Origin of the sequence: Pristimantibacillus sp. PTI5 (assembly GCF_048572955.1) — a bacterium.
GTDB lineage: Bacteria > Bacillota > Bacilli > Paenibacillales > Paenibacillaceae > Pristimantibacillus.
In genome coordinates this window covers 3,620,709-3,635,090 of record NZ_CP183886.1, presented here as the reverse complement: position 1 = coordinate 3,635,090, position 14,382 = coordinate 3,620,709, and the positions used below count along the sequence as shown (strand labels likewise).

The 14,382-nt window shown below is 52.3% G+C and carries 16 protein-coding genes; 9 read left to right on the top strand and 7 right to left on the bottom strand.

Annotated elements, in window-relative coordinates:
• Positions 1–2 precede the first annotated feature (2 nt).
• Both ACN6MW_RS16385 and ACN6MW_RS16380 read left to right on the top strand, forming a co-directional pair.
• Entirely contained in the window at positions 3–851 is an 849-nt protein-coding gene (locus ACN6MW_RS16385) for an electron transfer flavoprotein subunit beta/FixA family protein (protein ID WP_419876362.1), read from the top strand.
• A 655-nt stretch (positions 852–1,506) separates the two neighbouring features.
• Positions 1,507–2,499, top strand: coding sequence for an electron transfer flavoprotein subunit alpha/FixB family protein (locus ACN6MW_RS16380; protein ID WP_419871167.1), 993 nt, complete (start codon positions 1,507–1,509; stop codon positions 2,497–2,499).
• A gap of 121 nt (positions 2,500–2,620) precedes the next feature.
• On the opposite strand, the gene ACN6MW_RS16375 is transcribed toward ACN6MW_RS16380, so the two are convergent.
• The 6 genes from ACN6MW_RS16375 to ACN6MW_RS16350 all read right to left on the bottom strand — a co-directional run bounded on the left by ACN6MW_RS16375 (position 2,621) and on the right by ACN6MW_RS16350 (position 7,658).
• On the bottom strand, positions 2,621–3,292 hold the full coding sequence (locus tag ACN6MW_RS16375) for an SOS response-associated peptidase (protein WP_419871166.1): 672 nt from the start codon (positions 3,290–3,292) through the stop codon (positions 2,621–2,623).
• A gap of 137 nt (positions 3,293–3,429) precedes the next feature.
• Positions 3,430–4,281, bottom strand: coding sequence for an AraC family transcriptional regulator (locus ACN6MW_RS16370; protein ID WP_364150468.1), 852 nt, complete (start codon positions 4,279–4,281; stop codon positions 3,430–3,432).
• A 345-nt stretch (positions 4,282–4,626) separates the two neighbouring features.
• On the bottom strand, positions 4,627–5,340 hold the full coding sequence (locus ACN6MW_RS16365; RefSeq protein WP_419871165.1) for a hypothetical protein: 714 nt from the start codon (positions 5,338–5,340) through the stop codon (positions 4,627–4,629).
• A 24-nt stretch (positions 5,341–5,364) separates the two neighbouring features.
• Positions 5,365–5,817: a flavodoxin gene (locus ACN6MW_RS16360; protein WP_419871164.1), complete on the bottom strand. Its 453-nt coding sequence runs from the start codon at positions 5,815–5,817 to the stop codon at positions 5,365–5,367.
• A 32-nt stretch (positions 5,818–5,849) separates the two neighbouring features.
• A complete protein-coding gene (locus ACN6MW_RS16355; RefSeq protein ID WP_419871163.1) occupies positions 5,850–6,650 on the bottom strand; it encodes a hypothetical protein in 801 nt (266 codons plus the stop codon).
• Between the two features lie 417 nt (positions 6,651–7,067).
• Positions 7,068–7,658, bottom strand: a complete 591-nt coding sequence (locus ACN6MW_RS16350; protein ID WP_419871162.1) for a hypothetical protein — start codon at positions 7,656–7,658, stop codon at positions 7,068–7,070.
• Between the two features lie 122 nt (positions 7,659–7,780).
• On the opposite strand from ACN6MW_RS16350, the gene ilvA reads away from it, so the two are divergent.
• Positions 7,781–9,049: a threonine ammonia-lyase IlvA gene (gene ilvA, locus ACN6MW_RS16345; protein ID WP_419871161.1), complete on the top strand. Its 1,269-nt coding sequence runs from the start codon at positions 7,781–7,783 to the stop codon at positions 9,047–9,049.
• Positions 9,050–9,105: 56 nt separating this feature from the next.
• Here ilvA and ACN6MW_RS16340 read toward each other — a convergent pair whose 3' ends face one another.
• A complete protein-coding gene (locus ACN6MW_RS16340; RefSeq protein WP_419871160.1) occupies positions 9,106–10,083 on the bottom strand; it encodes an aldo/keto reductase in 978 nt (325 codons plus the stop codon).
• A gap of 133 nt (positions 10,084–10,216) precedes the next feature.
• Here ACN6MW_RS16340 and ACN6MW_RS16335 point away from each other — a divergent pair, with 133 nt between their 5' ends.
• The 6 genes from ACN6MW_RS16335 (at position 10,217) to ACN6MW_RS16310 (ending at position 14,239) form a co-directional block, all read left to right on the top strand.
• Complete coding sequence (locus ACN6MW_RS16335) at positions 10,217–11,380, top strand: MGDG synthase family glycosyltransferase (protein ID WP_419871159.1); 1,164 nt, start codon at positions 10,217–10,219, stop codon at positions 11,378–11,380.
• 18 nt (positions 11,381–11,398) lie between these two features.
• Entirely contained in the window at positions 11,399–12,592 is a 1,194-nt protein-coding gene (locus ACN6MW_RS16330; RefSeq protein WP_419871158.1) for an MFS transporter, read from the top strand.
• Positions 12,593–12,607: 15 nt separating this feature from the next.
• Positions 12,608–13,216, top strand: coding sequence for a TVP38/TMEM64 family protein (locus ACN6MW_RS16325; RefSeq protein ID WP_419871157.1), 609 nt, complete (start codon positions 12,608–12,610; stop codon positions 13,214–13,216).
• A gap of 11 nt (positions 13,217–13,227) precedes the next feature.
• Positions 13,228–13,608 (top strand): hypothetical protein, encoded by a 381-nt coding sequence (locus ACN6MW_RS16320; RefSeq protein WP_419871156.1) that lies wholly within the window; start codon positions 13,228–13,230, stop codon positions 13,606–13,608.
• Positions 13,609–13,773: 165 nt separating this feature from the next.
• Positions 13,774–13,917, top strand: a complete 144-nt coding sequence (locus ACN6MW_RS16315; RefSeq protein WP_364150439.1) for a hypothetical protein — start codon at positions 13,774–13,776, stop codon at positions 13,915–13,917.
• A gap of 25 nt (positions 13,918–13,942) precedes the next feature.
• Positions 13,943–14,239 (top strand): transposase, encoded by a 297-nt coding sequence (locus ACN6MW_RS16310; protein WP_364150436.1) that lies wholly within the window; start codon positions 13,943–13,945, stop codon positions 14,237–14,239.
• Positions 14,240–14,382: the final 143 nt, after the last annotated feature.

Below are 14,382 nucleotides of genomic sequence, written 5' to 3'. Positions count from 1 at the left end.
TGCTGAAAATAGTGGTGCTTCTCAAACAAACGTTTGATACCGAGGAAAAAATCATAGTAACCGCTGCGGGCGTCGATGAAAATGACGCCAAATTCGTCATTAATCCTTACGATGAGTATGCGCTCGAGGAAGCGCTCCGCCAGCGGGAACGGCTGGGGGGCGAGGTCATTGCCGTCACTTGCGGACCGGAGCGTTCCCAGGATGCGCTCCGCACCGCACTGGCTATCGGGGCGGACGAGGCTATCCGGCTCGACAGCGGATCCTTGCCGGATGATGGAAGCGCGGTTGCCGCCGCGCTCGCTGCCATCATCAAGCCGCTTTCTCCTGACCTGCTGCTGGCCGGCTTGTTTGCCGTAGACAGCGGTGCAGGCAGCGTCGCCTTGCAAATTGCGGAGCGGCTGGGGCTGCCCCATGCGTCTTCCGCCGTCAAACTGACAATCCTGACCGCAGCCGAGCTCAGCGCCTTGCCAAAAGAAGGCGTATTGCTTGAAGCCGGCGCATCTAGCGCCGGGCGTTTTGTGCTCGTTGAGCGTGATATCGAAGGCGATACCGAAACCGTATCGCTCCCGCTGCCCGCGCTCGTAACGGCGCAGCAAGGCTTAAACGAGCCTCGTTATCCGTCTCTACCGGGCATTATGAAAGCAAAACGTAAGCCGCTACGCACCGTCACGCTTCAAGAGCTGGTGAACAGCGGCTCGCTAGCGTCAGAAAGCGTAGCGCCCCGCACTTCTCGCTCGCTGCTGCTCCCGCCCCCGCCTCGCGCAGCGGGTAAGCGCCTGCCCGGCGCGCCGGCGGAGCAAGCCGCAGCGCTGGTGTCGCTGCTGCGGGAGGAAGCGAAGCTGCCGTTGTGAGCGGTGCCGCAGGGCCGCTGGTGAGGGATATAGCAAAGCTGCTGTTGTGAGCGGTGCCGCAGGGTTACGTGGCAAGGCCGCTGGCTGGCCTTGTAGGAGGAGCGATGAATTCCGCTGGCGGTGCTCGGCGAGTGCGACAGTACGGGAAAACACACTATTAGTTGTGTGGTAGGTGCTTCTGTGAGCCTGGCGGCCAATCTATGCTGCGGTCTGTGTAATAGAATGGCTTACTGAGCTCGAAGATCGGCGCTATACTGCAGTTTGTGCAATAGAATCGCATACTGAGCTCGAAGAACAGCGCTACGCTGCAGTTTGTGCAGTAGAATCAGCTGTTAATGGGTTCCGACGGTGCTAAATGGGCTAGTCCGTTGTATAAACTGCAGGCTAGCCCGCCTTTGGAACTCCAATGTGAGGTTTCTGTTGTACAATCTGTAGCGTAGGCACAGAGCACAGAATGACGGTTAATGCGCTTAACTAACTGGTAGGCTAGAACGGAAAACACACTATTACTTGGTTGGTAGGCGCTACTGCGAATGAGACTGCTGATCTGCTTTGCGGTTTGTGCAAAGAGTGCATACTTAGCTCGAGCAAGCAATGAGAAATTAAGAACAAAGCTTGGTTTGTCCTAAAAGTGACGGGAGAGGAGCAGCATCCTATGTCCAAAACCATACTTGTTTTTGCTGAAAGCCGGAACGGCGCGCTCCGCCGGGTGGCGCTGGAGGCACTCGGCGCAGCACTGCGGCTCGCAGGCAAGGACGGCGCTGTCCATGCCGTCCTTGCCTGCTCCGGCGGCGCGGCGGAAGAAGCCGCCGCGCTCATCACGCGGGGGGCGGACGTCGTGCATATCGCCGACGATCCTTCCCTCCGCGCCTTTGCGCCCGAGGCGTACATCGCCGCCCTCGGCGCAGCGATGGCTGCGGTGCAGCCGGACGCGCTATTGCTCGGCCACACCGCTATGGGGCGCGAGCTCGCGCCCCGAGTGGCCGCTGCCATTGGCGCCGGCCACATCGCCGACGTCATCGCCATCGAAGCATCTGACGATGGCGATGACGTCGGCTTCATCCGCCCGCTCTACGCCGGCAAGGCGTTCGAGCGGCGCAGCTTTGTGCCGGGCAACCCGTGGGTCATCACGGTACGCCCGAACAATCTGCCGGCGGCAGAGCCTTTGGACGCCGCCGAAGCAACAGGCACCGTCGCGGAGCTTCCGTTCACGGTGCCGCCGCTCTACACCGCCGTGCGCAGCCTGGTGCGCCGCGCCGGCGGCCAGCTTGATCTAGCCGAAGCCGACGTCGTCGTTTCCGGCGGTCGAGGCGTGCGCAGCGCAGCCGGCTTCGAGCCGCTGCAAGCCATGGCCGCAGCGCTCGGCGGCGCGGTCGGCGCCTCGCGCGGTGCCTGCGATGCCGGCTATTGCGATTATGCGCTGCAAATTGGGCAAACGGGAAAAGTTGTCACCCCGCAGCTTTATATTGCATGCGGGATAAGCGGCGCCATCCAGCATCTGGCTGGCATGAGCCAATCCCGCGTCATCGTCGCGATCAATAAAGATCCCGACGCGCCTATTTTCGGCATTGCCGATTACGGCATCGTCGGCGACTTATTTGATGTCGTTCCTTTGTTAACGACAGAGCTGCAGCGCGCACGCGCCTAATGTTTATTCTGAATTCCAAGGCTTCGCCTAATCGAAAAAGGGTGCCTGTGTTGTATGCAATACAACACAGGCACCCTTTTAGCATTCATTTCCCGGCTTCGCTCCGCCAGGTGAATCTTCGTTAAGCAAAATCAGGACGGATCTCGCGGATGCAATCCGGCGACTCGAATAAATCGTCATGCACCGCATTCGTAACCGGATACGCGCGCATCAGGTAAGAATCCATCGCCTCTAGATGCTTGCGCAGCCCGCTGAATTCCGTAATCCGGGGATTGAGCCAGTCTTCAATGCCCTCTTCGTCCAAAATAACCGGAACGCGCGGCTGCCACACCGACATCGCTCCCGTCGATGCTGCGGTAATCATCGTGAAGGCGCGCACCTCTTTGCCGCTCACATTTCTCCAGCAATCATAAATGCCGGCAATGCCGAACAGCTGCTGACTCGGGACGACGATATGCATCGCTCTCGGGTCACGCTCTTTTCCGAACTGCTTTTGGCCAAAAAAACCGCTGCAAGGCAGCACGCATCTTTGTCTCCGCAGCATACGCGCCAGAAACGGCTTTTCGGGAAGCGTCTGATGATCGGCATTTACGGCATCCTTTGCCCAGAAAGGAAACAAGCCCCATCGTGATTCCTGCATCGACCTTTGATCAAACCGGTCATTCATAACAATCGATACCGTCTGCGTAGGCGCTACATTGAATCGATTCGTATGCCCTTGAATAACCTTTCTTACTTGAAACATCTCAACTATATCGCTCATTTCTGCCGTTAACGAAAACCGTTCAATCATCGCGACCACCCTTTTCACGTTGTTTGAATCCAGTTTTTGTTAAAGGTTATGAAATTATGCAATGATTGGAGCGAAATAAACAAATAGCGGGAAATGAAGCTTCTGCTTCATCTCCCGCCTTTTTGCAAAGCGATGGCTTACATCGTGAAACGTTTGCGGAATTTCAGCGGCGGCATGCCGGTATGCGCCGCAAAAAGCCTCGAGAAATGCGGCGTCTGCCGAAAGCCGGTTTCCTCCGCTACCCGGGCTATCGTCCAATCGGTTTTGATAAGCAGCAGCTTCGCTTGATCCAATCTGTAATAAAGCAGGTATTGCTGCGGCGTGCAATCGAATACCTCGGTCATACAGCGCGTAATGTAATTGGTGTGCAGCTGCAGGACATCGCTTAACATCGTGTTGCTGATCGGGCTCCGGTAATTCAGCTTCAAATAGGCAGCCGCCCGCTCCGCGACCGATACCGCTGCTTTCGCGGCATCCGAACGCCAGCCCTCGTCCAGCATTTGCAGCAAATGCAGAAACCGCTGCTGGCGATCCCAGAATGCGCCATGCGACGAGCTTTTGGCCGCTTCATGCAGTTGGGAGAAGATAAGTTTAGCCTCATCCGGATAGGTAAGCTTCATCTTTTTCGGCAGCCGGATGGCATATGTATAATAATCGCCTCTCAGTGATCCGCTTTGATTGCCGACCGTCTCCTCCCAGGCGCCTACCGTTTGAAAATGGATCCAATCGAACACGGTATCCTCCTCGCATGGGCGAGTGGAATAATGCCAGCGGTCCGGCCGCAGGATCAGAACATCGCCCGGACCGAGCGTCCACCTTCGGTTATCCTCGGCCACATGCAGCGACCCTTCATTTACGAACAGCAAATCAAAAACGCCTAGGTTCGTCCGGTTGGGATGCTCCTCGCCGGCGCGGTAAGTTAAACGGTTGGATTCTATGAAAAATGGCAACGGCGGTGAACGGAAGGTTAGTAATAGCTCCTCTGACAATCGAATCTCTCTCCTTATAAAGTTTTGCGAAGCAAAACTTACTTCGTAAGCAGATGCTTAGTTTTGCGAAGCAAAACTTACTTCGTAAGCAGATGCTTAGTTTTGCGAAGCAAAACTTACTTCGTAAGCAGACGCTTAATCTTGCGAAGCAAAACTTACTTCGAACGCCTATGCTTTGTTTTACTCGGCAAAATAAAATTTCCAGGTGTAAATGTGCAAAAAATGACTACTGACCATGTTACTTGAAAACCGTTTCATTTGTCTACAACAAAACAAAGCCCCAGCTCATCCGCAATCGGAATCCATTTGGGGCTTAACGTTTATTTTGTTCGATTGGCGTGCAAATCACATGATTAATTGAACCGCTGACCCTGGATTGACCTTGAAGAAGTCGGCTTCAGGAAGCAGGCTTTTGATCAAATACATATAATCGTAGGAGCGTTCAAGCGACTCCTCGTCAGGGACGTAGACGATCCTTTTGCCGCTGAGCAGGGACAGCACCTCAATGCGCGCCGGAAGCTTCTCGAAGGCGCTCATGCAAAACACCGACGTCATATGAAAAAGCAAACCAAGGGAATCCTCATCGACATCGACAGCCAGCTTCTGCACGATATAATCATCTGCGCCGCCTTCCGGATCCACGGAAACCAAATGAAAGATTTGCGATATTTCCAAATCCAGCTCATCCACGTAGGCAGTTAGCTGTTCAAAAAAAATAATCGGCATGCCCGGACAGAAGCCGCCAAGCAAAAAATCGGTCAATTGCTTCTTCACCGTATGCTTCATTTGCAAATAATGCTCGTCAGAATGGAACTTATAATTACGGTTTGTCCACCAATGCTCCACGGAGGCTTCAATTGCCGCCTGCGTTCGAGCCCCTTCAGGCATCCCGTAGAAATCATTTACGCTGTGGCTGGCTGCAAATTGAACCATTTGCCTCCAGTTTACTTCGCTTTCCCGCTTGCTGCCTTTCTTGTTTCCGGCAAACCGATCGGGGCAGCGCAGCAGCTCTTCCAGCTTATAATCTTCAACTCTCAATACCGTGGGGAACTGCTCCATACAAAAACCGCCCCTCTCTCGTTATTATCCTGCCACCGCTACAAGCCCGGCAATTTTACGTCCCAAGCTTCTGCCTTGTTCTTTCTCATCTTCTGACGCGTTATATTCAAACTTGATGCATTCCGCTGAAATGGCAGCGCCAAGCTCCTTGAGCTTCGCCTCAATCATATCCACCGCGGCGCAATAAATCGGATACGAAGTATCACCAGAACCAAAAGCGGCAGCAACCTTTCCGCTAAGATTAAGCGAGCCCATCTCCTCGAAGAAATCAATAAATTCATCCGGCAGCTCGCCATCGCCCCACGTATAAGCTCCGATAATGATGCCGTCATAATCATTTAGCTCCGCTGCGCTTGCATCAAAGGCTTCCTTCAGAACAACCTCCGCTCCCGCCTGCGTAACCCCTTCTGCAATGGCCTCCGCCATTTCTTCCGTGTTCCCCGTCATGCTTGCATAAACGACAAGTACTTTCGACATCTGTCATTCCTCCGATTCCTGCTTCTATAATTTTAAATATTGAATGTTTGAATGCCTTCAAAGAGCGTCGCCATGTATAAGCTGCCGCCCTGCATATCGATGTCCGTCACCGGACAGCCCAGCTTAATAGACAGCAGCGTGACTTGATTGCAAATGTAGGCGAGCTGGAACAGTCCGCGGTCCGTACATACATAAACATCATTTCCCTTGGCGAGCACGGAAAAAATAAACGGCTTGCCGAAGCGGATTCGGTCGAATCTGCCTTTTTTATCCCCAATGAGAAGCTCGCCTTTGTCGCTCGTGCCGATCAAATGTCCCCGGAACACCGCTAAGCTCGTAACATGCGTTTCCAGCTCAAAATGTGCCCAGTCATCCATAAAACGATCATAGAGCGATATACCGCTCTCATGCGCGATGATTAAGTATTGTGGCAGATTTATAAAATCGTAGACCTTCTTTTCTTCGCATGCGATTTGCTCCCATTTGCTGCCCGATTTGGACCAAAGCCCATATTCGGTCGCCGCGTAACTGGTCCCTCCGATTTTGCGGTATTGATAGCATGGAATCGATATGCCGTCATTTTCCCATGCTTCGCCGTTCCATTCGTAAAGTCCGCTGCCCGTGCAGGCATGCAGCAAATCATGCTGCAGCTGCAGGCGGTTCACACTGGTCTTATCATCCAACCCGCTGCTCAGCTTCTCCCAGCTTCCTTCCGCATCGATTTGATAAATCCCGTGACCGACTGATGCGGCGAACAAGCAGTCAGGTCCTGCCTTTACCGATGAGAAGGGGAAGAGCAGCCAATTCCAAGGCTTGCTTGTTTCAATTTGCATGTCTCTTGCTCCTTCAAAAAGATTTTATTTAGTCTGTCGTGTGTTGAAGCTGCTGTGCGATATATTTGCTCCCGTGCTTGGGCATTATTGGGCGTATGCTTTCGTTTAGAAGCTGATTTCTTTTCCCCTGCTTGTGTAAAAGGAACGCTGATTTTCTTTTTTTCAAAACCATTTCATAAAGCAAGCCCATAAGCTCCGCCTCCCGCTTTAGGTCGATATGTAATTGCCTTCTTTATCAGTGATAATGATTATCACTTTCGTATACATGATAACTATTCTCAATTTGGATGTCAAATCATTTATTCATTCGCTCACTTTTATTCGTTTTCTCAGCAGCCGCCTCCGGCCTTCCTTTAATAAAAACGGCAGGCCAAGGTATATTCCTTGACCTGCCGTATCTTTTTTACTGCAATAGCTCTACAAACGAAGATCCAATTGCAGCTTTAACAATACTTTAATCTGATCCTGCAAGAACTGAACTTCCCGCACCGTTACAACTTCCTCTGCTGGCAATTCAAGCGGTATGGTAATCGTTTCGAGCATACTTATGGGCAAGCCCGTATTTTTCAAGGATAACGTCTGCGGCCTGAGCACGATGTTTGGAGACTGCCATTCGAGTGAATATTCTGCTTCCAGAGCTGCAGGTATTCGATCCATGTAGGTAATGTTCATATGGGCAATCAGCATCTTCTCTTCCAGCTCGAAGCGCGCTCCGTCCAGCCGAATATCCTGCGCAAGCTCCAAGTGCGATGTTCCCTCTTCACCGCTTGCATACTCTTCGTTCAGGTGTTTTTTGATTAAATTGTTAATATCATCCTCCGTAAGGACAAGCTCCGGCTTGAGATTCTTGATCATGGCAAGCGCCTTTTCATTCACGTCAATCTGCTCGTAGCTCAGATTAAGCTGCTCGTCCGGCGCGATATAGGAGAGCATCCACCAAGCGGCCGCGCCAAGCAGCAATAGAATAAAAATAAAGAGCAGAAGCAGTCTTTTTATTATTTTCCCCATAACGTTCCCCTTCCCGCAATAAAAAATAGCGATTTTTCCATACGTTAACTTGCAATGATAATGCTATAATAAATCCATTCATTTATGCTCCTGATTCACGAAAGCCGAGAGGATGGTCACCCATGAACACGAACAATGTACCGCGGCAACGCATTGGACTTGAAGATATCGTGCAAGCGCAAATGCATTTAAAGGATGTCATAACGCGTACTCCGCTTCAATATAACCGCGTGCTGTCCGAGCGTTACAACTGCAATGTGCTTTTAAAACGGGAGGATCTGCAAATCGTCCGCTCGTTCAAAATACGCGGCGCTTACCATTTGATGCGTTCCCTCGGAGAAGAAACTTTGGCCAAAGGCGTTGTATGCGCGAGCGCGGGCAACCACGCGCAGGGCGTCGCATACTCCTGCCAGACGCTCGGTATTCCCGGTAAAATCTATATGCCAAGCACCACCCCCCGCCAAAAGGTAACGCAGGTCAACTTCTTTGGCGGCACCCACGTTGAAGTCATCTTGACAGGCGATACCTTTGACGATGCCTACGCGGAAGCCGTGGCCGAGAGCGCTCGCAGCGGCATGGCCTTCATTCATCCGTTCGACGATCCCAAAATCATCGCAGGAAACGGTACAGTCGGTCAAGAATTGATGGAAGCGGCCGATGCCGTACCCGACTTCATCTTCGTTACCGTTGGCGGCGGCGGGCTTGCGGCAGGCGTTTCTTCCTATACCAAAATCGTCTCGCCTGCCACAAAGGTCATCGGCGTGGAGCCCGAAGGCGCCCAGTCGTTACGAGCTTCTTTGGATGCGGGCGAAGTCACCGCGCTCGACCAAATCGATAAGTTCGTGGACGGCGCGGCCGTTAAGCGAATCGGCGATTTGACGTTTGAGATCTGCCGGGAGCTGCTGGACGATGTAATCGCCGTACCGGAAGGAAAAGTATGTACGACTATGCTGGACTTGTATAATGAGAATGCGATTGTAGCCGAGCCGGCTGGTGCGCTGCCGATTGCCGCTCTTGAAGCTTATCGCGAGCAAATTCAAGGAAAAACCGTTGTCTGCGTGGTTAGCGGCGGCAACAACGATGTCGACCGGATGCAGGAAATTAAAGAGCGCTCCCTTATCTACGAAGGGTATAAGCATTACTTTATGGTTAGCTTTCCGCAGCGCGCGGGAGCGCTGCGGGAATTTCTCGACCGCGTGCTTGGACCAAATGATGACATCACGCGCTTTGAATATACCAAAAAATCGAACAAGGACAACGGGCCCGCACTCGTTGGCATCGAGCTTAAGCACAGAGAGGATTACGATCCGCTCGTCGATCGGATGACCAAAAAAGGCTTTCAATTTCTAGAGCTGAACAAGGATCCCGTGCTGTTTAATTTGTTGATTTGATCCGCTTCTTAATCGAATACGCCCCGTTTCCACGAATGGAAACGGGGCGTTTTGCATTACCAGGCGTAAGCGCGCGGCGCTTCCCCGCCAGGGCCGGGGAATATCTCATCCAAACGTTTGAGAGCCGATTCATCCAAGGAAATTTCTACTGCGCGAAGAGAGCGCTCGAATTGATCCAGCGTGCGTACGCCGATAATGGGAGCCGTGACAGCCGGATTGGCAAGCAGCCATGCCAGTGAAACAAGATCCTCGGGCTCGCCAAGCTCATCGCAGAACGCCGCGTAGGCATCGAGCTGATCACGGTGCTGCTCCAGGCGCTTCGTATCCCCGCTGCGGCGGCCTCCGTCCTTGCGACGGTGGTTTCCTGCAAGCAAACCGCCGTCAAGCGGGCTCCATGGAATGACGCCGAGTCCCAGCTCCTTCGAAGCCGGCAGCACTTCAAGCTCCGGCAAACGGCATAACAGGTTGTACTTATGCTGCTCGGACACAAGGCCAATCGAGCCTCGCGCCTTCGCTTCGCCTTGTGCGACCGCGATATCCCAGCCGGCAAAATTACTAGAGCCTATGTAGCCAACCTTGCCTTGCGACACCGCATTTTCAAAGGCTCCCCACAGCTCGCTCCAATTCACGCTGCGGTCAACGTGATGCATTTGATAAAGCTCTATATGATCCGTTTGAAGGCGCTTAAGCGAGCCTTCCAAATGTCTGCGAATCTTGTAAGCGGACAAGCCTGCGTCGCGGTTAGGACCGTCATGGGCATCATGCATGTCGCCGTATACTTTTGTAGCCAAAACCGTGCGTTCGCGGCGCCCGTCACCTTGTTGGAACCATTTTCCGATGATTTCTTCGGTACGGCCCGCATTCTCGCCCCATCCGTAAATATTAGCGGTATCGATAAAATTAATGCCTGCATCCAGTGCTGCATCTAAAATACGAAATGATTCCCTCTCGTCTGTGTCCACTCCGAAATTCATCGTACCCAGACATAACCGACTTACTCGAAGACCTGATCTTCCCAATTTCGTATACTGCACTCTAATCATCGCTCCTTCAAATTTGAAATAGGATGGATTGCTTATCTATTATACAAAAATTACACAAAGTAACCAAATTACGTTCACGTTCGCATAACAAACATCCGCTACACTACCCTCAGGAGGTGTAGCCATGTTTCGTTCCGAAAGCAATCCACAGCCGAAGTTTCTAATTTTGTACGCGTCTTACGGCGATGGCCATCTGCAGGTTGCCCGTGCGATTAAGAGCTCCTTGGAGGAGCTTGGCAATCATCGTACGGTTATGGTCGATCTCATGGCGGAGTCGCATCCTTGGCTAAACGAGGTTACTAGGCGTTTTTATTTAAAAAGCTATACGCATATGCCTTCGCTCTACGGCTGGATGTATGATTTCACGAAACCGATGAAGCATGATTCTTGGTTTGGCGGCTTGCTGCACTCTTTTGGGAGAGAAAAAATTAGACGCATTCTCCAGTCGGAGCAGCCGGATATTATCGTTCATACCTTTCCAAGCTTCGCGCTGCCCGAGCATAAACGGCGAAAGGGCTCCTACCCTCCCTCCTTTACCGTGATCACGGACTTCGATTTGCATGGCCGCTGGGTTCATCCCGGCATCGACCGCTATTATGTCGCAACGGACGACTTGAAACGCGAGCTGACCCAGCTTGGCATTCCGAATCACGCCGTTCAGGTAACCGGCATTCCGCTTAAACGCGGTTTCCGTGCGGCTGCCGCTACGGGCGAGCTCTACGAACGCTATAACCTTAACCCCAACCAGCCTATCATCCTCATCATGGCGGGCGCGCATGGCGTCATGCCTGACGTCGCCCAAATATGCAGCGGTCTGCTAAATGACGCCAACGTTCAAGTCGCACTCGTGTGCGGACGCAACCTCCTGATGAAGGAAGGCATCGAAAAACAATTCCAAGACCATCCCTGCTTTTCCCGGTTGCATGTATATGGTTTTATTGAACCGATCCACGAGCTCATGGCCATTTCGGATTGCCTCATTACCAAGCCTGGCGGCGTCACTCTCTCTGAAGGCATTACCGCGGGTCTGCCTTTATTCATCTACCGGCCGGTTCCCGGACAAGAAAAGCAAAACGCGCGATATCTCGCGTCCAAGGGAGCCGCTGTTATCGCCGATGAGGTGAACGAGCTGACGGATCAAATTTTGAAACTCGTCCATGATCCTTTACGTCTTACTACTAGCAAGCTCTCTACCAAGCAGCTTCAAACCTCGCAAACCGCGGCTGACAGCATCGTTTTGGATATTTTATCCATAATACGTATAATGGAGAAAGCATCGACACTATAAAAGATAAGGAGCTTGTCCTTGCGCATAAACCAAAGCTGCTCATTGGGAGCGGAGATGCGCCTTATCTCCGTTATTTTGTTCGTTGTGGAGTTTGTTAGAGGCGCCGTGCTTGTCAGCTTGTTACCCATATATGGCGCCAAAACATTAGGGCTCGCGCCCGATGTCATCGGGGCAGCCATTTCTGCCCATTACTTAGTCGATACGCTGCTCAAAATGGTAATCGGCTACCTGTTAGACCGTTTTTCCACCCGGATCGTGGTGCAAGCCGGCTTGATTATTTCACTGATCGGCGTTTATTGCCTGCAATTCGCCGAGCTTCCTTGGATGTTTATCGGCGCTTCGGCTTTATATGGCATCGGGATGTCGCCGATTTGGATTGTTTGCCTCACGAAGGTGAGCAAGCGCCGCCGCGCGGCCCAAATGGGTCTTCTGTACACCATCTGGATGGCGGGGCTCGGAAGCGGTCCGATCGTTTGTAATATTTTGCTCGATGTCAGCGTATCGTTTACGTACAACCTGCTTGTCAGCTTGTCCGTGGCCGCATGCCTGCTCACGCTCTTTATGAGCAAAGAAAGGGCGGATACGCCGAACCGAATGCCGCTGGGCAAGCAGCTGGCTGTTCTTAAGGGAAGGCTTCTCGCAATGCGCCTTCTGCTGCCGGGAATGATTTTGCAGACGGCCGGAGCAAGCATGCTGGTTCCGATTTTGCCAAGCTTCGCGGATCAAGAGCTTGGCCTGACAGGCACGCAATACTCGATTCTTCTTACGGTGGGAGGGATCTTTGCCGTTGCCGGCCTCATTCCGATGGGAAAGCTCTCTGACAAAGCGAATGGAAAAAAGTGGTTTCTTGTCGCAGGCTTCGGTGCGTTCGCCCTTGGTTTATGTTTGCTGGCTTCGGGCCTCGGGTTCTGGTATTGTTTACTTATATCGGCAGTGCTTGGCTTATCCTATTCCGCTATTTTGCCTGCATGGAATGCGCTGCTTGCTTCCTATGTGCCTCCTAAGCAGGAGGGGCTCGGCTGGGGTATTTTGTCCACCTTCGAAGGAGTCGGCGTCATGATCGGTCCGGCGGCCGGCGGCCTAATCGCCGCATGGAACGGGGAAATCGCCGTGTTTTGGACCAGTGCTGTCCTCTTTGGTTTTATCGGATTGTTTTATTTATGTTTCCCATTCCGGGCATTTGCAAAAAGTAAAAAAGCGATAAACAAGTAGAACGGAGTTAAATTTATGGATGATTGGCGCAATTGGCTCGAATACATAAAGCATTTGGACCTCGATTCCATTCAGTGGACGCTGGAGAGCTACTCGCAGTGGGGTCCTTTTCCAGGCATTCTGCTTCCGATGGTTGAATCGTTTCTCCCTTTTCTTCCGTTAATTCTCATCATTGCTGCCAATGCCAACATATACGGCCTTGGCTTCGGGTTTCTATTCTCATGGATTGGCGTAACGGCAGGCGCGATCACTGTATTTTGGATCAGCCGTAAGCTTGGGCGCAATGTAAAAGGACGCTTGGAGCGCCGTTTCCCGAAGTCGGAGCGTTTCTTCAACTGGATTGAACGCAAAGGCTTTACGCCGCTTTTTCTGCTCGCTTGCTTCCCTTTTACGCCGTCTGTAATCATTACGGTCGTCTCCGGCTTAAGCAAGGTACCGTTCCATACGTTTTTGCTTGCGACGCTGCTCGGCAAAGCCGTTATGATTTTTTGCATCTCGTTGATCAGCTTCGATATCGGCAATCTCGTCGACGAGCCTTGGCGTATTTTCGTCTCCATTACCGCCGTGCTTGTGATGTGGTTCGGAGGCAAACGTCTGGAATCCCGGTATCAAGTGAATGGATGAGGTGAAGCCGCATGGCAGCAGGATTGATATCGACTAGCTTGGCGGCCGCTATGCCGCCTCTGCTTCTTTCTTGGTTTGATATTGGCGCGACTGCTATCGTGCTCATTATTGCCGGCGCCTTGCTCGCCGGCATGTTTATGTTTGTGCGGATCGCCTCAGACGATTCGGACAAATATAAAGACCTTAAGGAAATGGTGGAGACGATATTCGGTACGCCGGCGCACCTCCGCCCGTCATCCAATGACGCTTCCGTCAACCCTAAAGGAAACTCCTCCGCTAAAGATATTGCGGCAGCTAATCTCGCCCCTTTTTCCGAGCCTTGCCCCGCCTGCAGCGAAACCGTCACGGAACGTGATTCGAGCTGCCCCTCCTGCGGGCTTCAGCTGCAATAAACTCGCGTTAACCCAAACGCATCTCCGAACTCATACATTTCTCCCGTTTGTGGCACACTGTAGAGGATCTTCTTGTGAAGACAAGCGAACCGGCAGGAACCGTTTAGGCGGCAGCGCATGATTCGCGGCAACAGATACCGATACTACTCTCAGGAGGGTGATCACATGTCAGGCGAACAGCCATCCGATCAACAGAAAAAAGCAAGCAAGGCGCAATCGAAAGCAGACCGCAACCTAGCTAGCAAACAAGCAGCGAGCGAGCTGCAGTCAGATGCCGATCGCGCAGCTGTGCCCAAGCACGGACTATAAGCATAGGAAGGTTGGTTGACACCATATGAGCAATTCTAACCATCATGAGATGAATCCCATGTCAGGCGAACCTGTAGAGGTAAAAGGCACGTACCGCAACGAATGGGGACGCGAGGAGCAGTTGGAACGCGGAGATGTCTTCCCGGCTGATGTTATGCTTGGATCGACGGAATGGCAGCTTGTTGAGCTCTTCTTTAACAATCATCATAAAGGACACACCGATCCGCGATTGGTGCCGCATGATGATGACAATAATCCAGAGGCTCATATGCAGCATCCCCGCCGCCATGAGGGAAGCAACAAGACGGATGACGATCAATAGGCAAAAGGCATCATACTGCTGAAAGCGGCCGCTGGAGATAGGCTCAGACCATTCTCTCCGCCACATTCAAACTCTATACTCTATGCAACAACAGCAGGTTGGAGCGCCCGTGAGCGATTTCCAACCTGCTGTTTTATTGTGAT

Excerpts from the sequence above, each read along its gene's own strand:
- ACN6MW_RS16375 (WP_419871166.1), bottom strand. The coding sequence starts at position 3,292 with ATGATTGAACGGTTTTCGTTAACGGCAGAAATGAGCGATATAGTTGAG.
- ACN6MW_RS16320 (WP_419871156.1), top strand. The coding sequence starts at position 13,228 with ATGGCAGCAGGATTGATATCGACTAGCTTGGCGGCCGCTATGCCGCCT.
- ilvA (WP_419871161.1), top strand. The coding sequence starts at position 7,781 with ATGAACACGAACAATGTACCGCGGCAACGCATTGGACTTGAAGATATC.
- ACN6MW_RS16325 (WP_419871157.1), top strand. The coding sequence starts at position 12,608 with ATGGATGATTGGCGCAATTGGCTCGAATACATAAAGCATTTGGACCTC.
- ACN6MW_RS16380 (WP_419871167.1), top strand. The coding sequence starts at position 1,507 with ATGTCCAAAACCATACTTGTTTTTGCTGAAAGCCGGAACGGCGCGCTC.
- ACN6MW_RS16335 (WP_419871159.1), top strand. The coding sequence starts at position 10,217 with ATGTTTCGTTCCGAAAGCAATCCACAGCCGAAGTTTCTAATTTTGTAC.
- ACN6MW_RS16350 (WP_419871162.1), bottom strand. The coding sequence starts at position 7,658 with ATGGGGAAAATAATAAAAAGACTGCTTCTGCTCTTTATTTTTATTCTA.
- ACN6MW_RS16310 (WP_364150436.1), top strand. The coding sequence starts at position 13,943 with ATGAGCAATTCTAACCATCATGAGATGAATCCCATGTCAGGCGAACCT.
- ACN6MW_RS16355 (WP_419871163.1), bottom strand. The coding sequence starts at position 6,650 with ATGCAAATTGAAACAAGCAAGCCTTGGAATTGGCTGCTCTTCCCCTTC.
- ACN6MW_RS16360 (WP_419871164.1), bottom strand. The coding sequence starts at position 5,817 with ATGTCGAAAGTACTTGTCGTTTATGCAAGCATGACGGGGAACACGGAA.
- ACN6MW_RS16315 (WP_364150439.1), top strand. The coding sequence starts at position 13,774 with ATGTCAGGCGAACAGCCATCCGATCAACAGAAAAAAGCAAGCAAGGCG.
- ACN6MW_RS16365 (WP_419871165.1), bottom strand. The coding sequence starts at position 5,340 with ATGGAGCAGTTCCCCACGGTATTGAGAGTTGAAGATTATAAGCTGGAA.